The following is a 3,954-nucleotide window of genomic DNA, read 5'->3' on the forward strand; positions in this document are numbered from 1 at the left end:
GCTCTTTTTATGTTCGATTCGGCACTAAAGTACCTCCTACAATAACTCCTAAAGGCTTTTCATTGCAGAGAAAACATTCGAACTAACCAACCCCGCAGCACGCCTGACATCTAATATCTGACGTCTAACGACTAGAAACCAGCTATTTCATATAGCGTCCTAGAGCCTAGCACCCAGCGCCCAGACCCCAGCACCTAGCGCCTATGTTTCATTCGTAGGCGTGAAACTTGTTTCGCGCGTCTAAGAGCTGAAGGCTGAACGCTCTTATTTATTTTTGGTTCGGCACTGAAGTACCTCCTACAAGACCTCCTCCAAACAGAACAAATTACGAAAAAAACCTGAAAATATATAAATATAGTTAATACTTTAGGGAAATCAGGCGATAATACTAAGTAATATGACAACAAAGGTGGATTCAATGTCTGCAGGTATTTCTTTCAACAATTTGAGCATCACAAAAAAAATACACGCTATAACATGCATTGCCATAACGGCATTTGTCATTATCGTGGTGACGAACTATATCGCGATGAATGACAATAAAATCTCGCTCGACGAGTTAGAAAAGTCATCTTATCAGGTAGTAAAACTTACTTCAGAAAATGTAGCATTACTCGAAAAACTAGATGAGTTATACACTCAAGCAGTCACGTTTGGTGAGTCAGACTTAGTCGATAGTGCTTCACAAACGTATAAAAAGATTAATGAAAACCTACAAAACATCATCAGCATTAACGACAGCTATGTGCAAGCCGATACAAAAAAACAATTAGAGCTTTATGCGCAAACCTCGTCGATGATTGCCACTTCAATGATCGATGGCACCGCTGACTTTAGTAAAATTCAGCAGCAAGCACAGCAAAAAACACAGCAATATGAGGCTGTTTTAGCGGGATTTAAACGTGCACAAACCCGTGCAGACGACCGTTTTTTTGAACTAGTGCAAGCAACTAAAGCCCGTTCAGACAATGCACTAAACTTAATGCTTATTGTGTCTGTAGTGTCACTGATTCTGCTTATTGCTACCTCAATTTGGATTGCTCGAGGAATTGGCTCATCAGCAAGTGCTGCGGCAAATAACTTACGTCTATTAGCTGACGGTAAAGGCTCGTTAAGCACCCAACTTGAAGTTCACGCTAAAGATGAAATTGGCCAAGTGTCAATTAACTTTAATGCTTTTATACAGCTGTTAAAAGCTGCGGTACTTGAGGTAATAGCGGTTTGTGAACCATTAATGGAGAACTCAACGCGACTTGTACAAGGTATGGAACGTGCAGAGCGCGCAACAACCAAACAAACATCAGATGCCGAAATCGTTAAACAGTCGATGGAAGAAATGCGTCAAAGTGTTGCTGATATTTCTCATTCAGCGGCAAATGCATCACAAGCTGCACAAACAGCTGAGCGCGAAGTTGAGCAAAGCAGAACGCAAATACAGCGCTCTGTGACTGAGTCAAAAACATTAAGTGATGAGATTAACCAAGCGGCATCAACAATTAACCAACTGGCAAATGACACTAAAAATGTGACTCAAATCTTAAACGTAATTACCTCGATTGCAGAGCAAACCAATTTGCTTGCTTTAAATGCGGCTATTGAGGCTGCGCGTGCCGGTGAACAAGGCCGTGGCTTTGCGGTTGTAGCAGATGAAGTACGTGAGCTTGCCTCAAGAACGTCGCACTCAACTAACGAAATCAGGGAGCTACTTTCAACTTTGACAACCGCAGCAAGCCATGCGGTAAATGCTATGAATTCGGCTCGTGATATGGCTACAAACAATGCCGAAGCAGCAGAAAATACAGGGCAATCGATTGATAAAATCTCTGAGCAGATTTTAGAAATTAACGGTATGAATTCGCAAATCGCCGCAGCCACCGAAGAGCAAACATCAGTTGCTAGTATGGTTGTTGAGAACGTGTCGAATATGCATATGTCGTTTGAAGAAACAATGGATTCATTGTCGGCGGTACGTGATGTCGCGAAAAACCTTCATTACCTTTCTGATTCGTTGCTCGACGCCACAGCTAAATTTAAAATTGAGTAATTTAAGCGAATAAAAAACCAGGCACAATTGAATTGCCTGGTTTTTTATTAATGAAAGTAAAGACTTAAAAAGTACCGACTACTTTAACTTTATCAGTTACTTTTGCTGCATCGATATAACCAATGGCGTCGCCGTTGGCTGCAACAAAATCAATAACAGCTTGATCGTTTGCTAGTTTCTCAGGCGGAGTACCTTTACCAGTAAATACCAGTTTTGACCAATAAGCGTTAAGCTGGCTGCCCGACTTACCAACCACCTTATCGTTAAACTCATCGCTTACGCTGTTGCCGTCTTGGTTTACCGGGTTTACTTTAGTGCCATCGTCAAACGATTTTGTCTTGCCAAGGTAAATCTTTTTGATTGTTCCTTCATCAATAGCATTGCCATTTGCAGGATTTACAATAACAGCAACCTCAGCAAATGCAGCGTGCGAGCAAAGAGTCATTGCTGTAGCGATTAATAATTTTTTCATCATGAGCTCCAATTAAAAAACTAAATCAACAGCAACAGCAACAACGTCGGTTTCTGTATCTGAAATGTCATCTTTAAAGCGGCTGAAATCTACTTTTAATGCAGCAGATGGGTGGAAGTCATAACGAGTACCAATGGTATACACATTGCTTTTTGCTCTAACGCCTTCAAGCACCTGATTAATACCCGCGTTTAAAGCAGGTACTGCAGGTAGCGCGTTGTAGCGATTGCTATCGTGTTTGTCGTCGTTATTTTCGTAAGTTAAGTGCACAATCCACTCATCCATTCGGTAACCAACAGACGTGTAGTATTGAGTTTGTTTAGCAAGAGCACTGTTTTCTACTTCAAACTCAGTGTATTCAGCATCAAACAAAATGTCGTTGTAATCAATTGAAAAGCCCACAGCGAAGAAAGAACCATCATCTTCGTCTACCGCAATATCATCTGCTTGATCAACAAAGCCCGCAGCGCGAAGAGTTTGCTCAAGGCCATTAAGTGCAACACCTGCATCTGTGTCGTTTTCAATTGCAATTGTTGTATCGGCTACAAAGTACGCAGCACGAGCACTGAACCAGTCATAGCTCATCGTCCAGTTGATACCAGCAATATCATTAAGCTCTGTATCGCCATTAACCGATACCACAGCAATGTTGCCATCGAAGCTACCGTAAATAACTTGAACGGTTGAATCCCAATCACCTAATTGCGTGTTATGTAACAGGCTTAGGCCTTCATACGTTGAAAATGGAAGGTTATAAACAGATTGCGGCGGACGAACCCAACGGTAAGTGTAACCAACGTCTAAGAAGTCTGAATAACGGTAAAAAGGCACGCGCATTTTACCAGCACTTACTTGTAGCTCATCGCTGAACTCATAAGTTAAATAAGCCCATTCAAATTCAGCATCAAAATCATCACTACCACGCGCCACAATTTGTGCCGTAGCGCTCAGCTTTTCTTGTAAATCTGCAGAAAGCTGTAATGCGAACATACTTTCGTTTTTAAACGAAATATCGTCATCGTAACCGTAAAGAGTAGCGTCGTCGTCAAGGGCTTTACCGCCAACAATAGAAGCAAAGCCGTTTATGCGAACCTCTGCCATTGTGTTTGCAGACACAAAAGCAGCACATAGAGCCAATGCAATAGGAAGTTTTTTCATTGTGTATCCCTAGTATTTAGTATGAAAATGTTGATTTCGCTTAATATTATAGTCGTGCGTAGCGAAATGGGCGACACAAGTTACAGATAAATTGTAACTACATCAACGAATACGTTGTTATTTTTCACAAAAACGGTACTAAAAGTGGGGAAAGAGTAAAGTTGCGAGATGCGAGATGCGAGATGCGAGATACGAGATAAGAGATAAGAGATAAGAGTTTCGAGATACGAGATAAGAGTTTCGAGATACGAGATAAGAGTTTCGAGATACGAGATAAGAG

At 41.4% G+C, this 3,954-nt stretch carries 3 protein-coding genes; 1 reads left to right on the forward strand and 2 read right to left on the reverse strand.

Annotation, left to right across the window (positions count from 1 at the left end; all coding sequences use genetic code 11):
• Positions 1–418 precede the first annotated feature (418 nt).
• Positions 419–2,044 carry a methyl-accepting chemotaxis protein gene (locus tag AN213_RS19965; protein WP_054563205.1) on the forward strand — a complete coding sequence of 542 codons (1,626 nt, stop codon included), beginning with the start codon at positions 419–421 and terminating at the stop codon, positions 2,042–2,044.
• Between the two features lie 64 nt (positions 2,045–2,108).
• Here AN213_RS19965 and AN213_RS19970 read toward each other — a convergent pair whose 3' ends face one another.
• Entirely contained in the window at positions 2,109–2,516 is a 408-nt protein-coding gene (locus AN213_RS19970; protein ID WP_054563206.1) for a hypothetical protein, read from the reverse strand.
• A 12-nt stretch (positions 2,517–2,528) separates the two neighbouring features.
• Positions 2,529–3,674 (reverse strand): porin, encoded by a 1,146-nt coding sequence (locus tag AN213_RS19975; protein ID WP_055022127.1) that lies wholly within the window; start codon positions 3,672–3,674, stop codon positions 2,529–2,531.
• Positions 3,675–3,954: the final 280 nt, after the last annotated feature.

Origin of the sequence: Pseudoalteromonas sp. P1-8, assembly GCF_001399985.1 — a bacterium.
Taxonomy (GTDB): Bacteria; Pseudomonadota; Gammaproteobacteria; order Enterobacterales; family Alteromonadaceae; genus Pseudoalteromonas.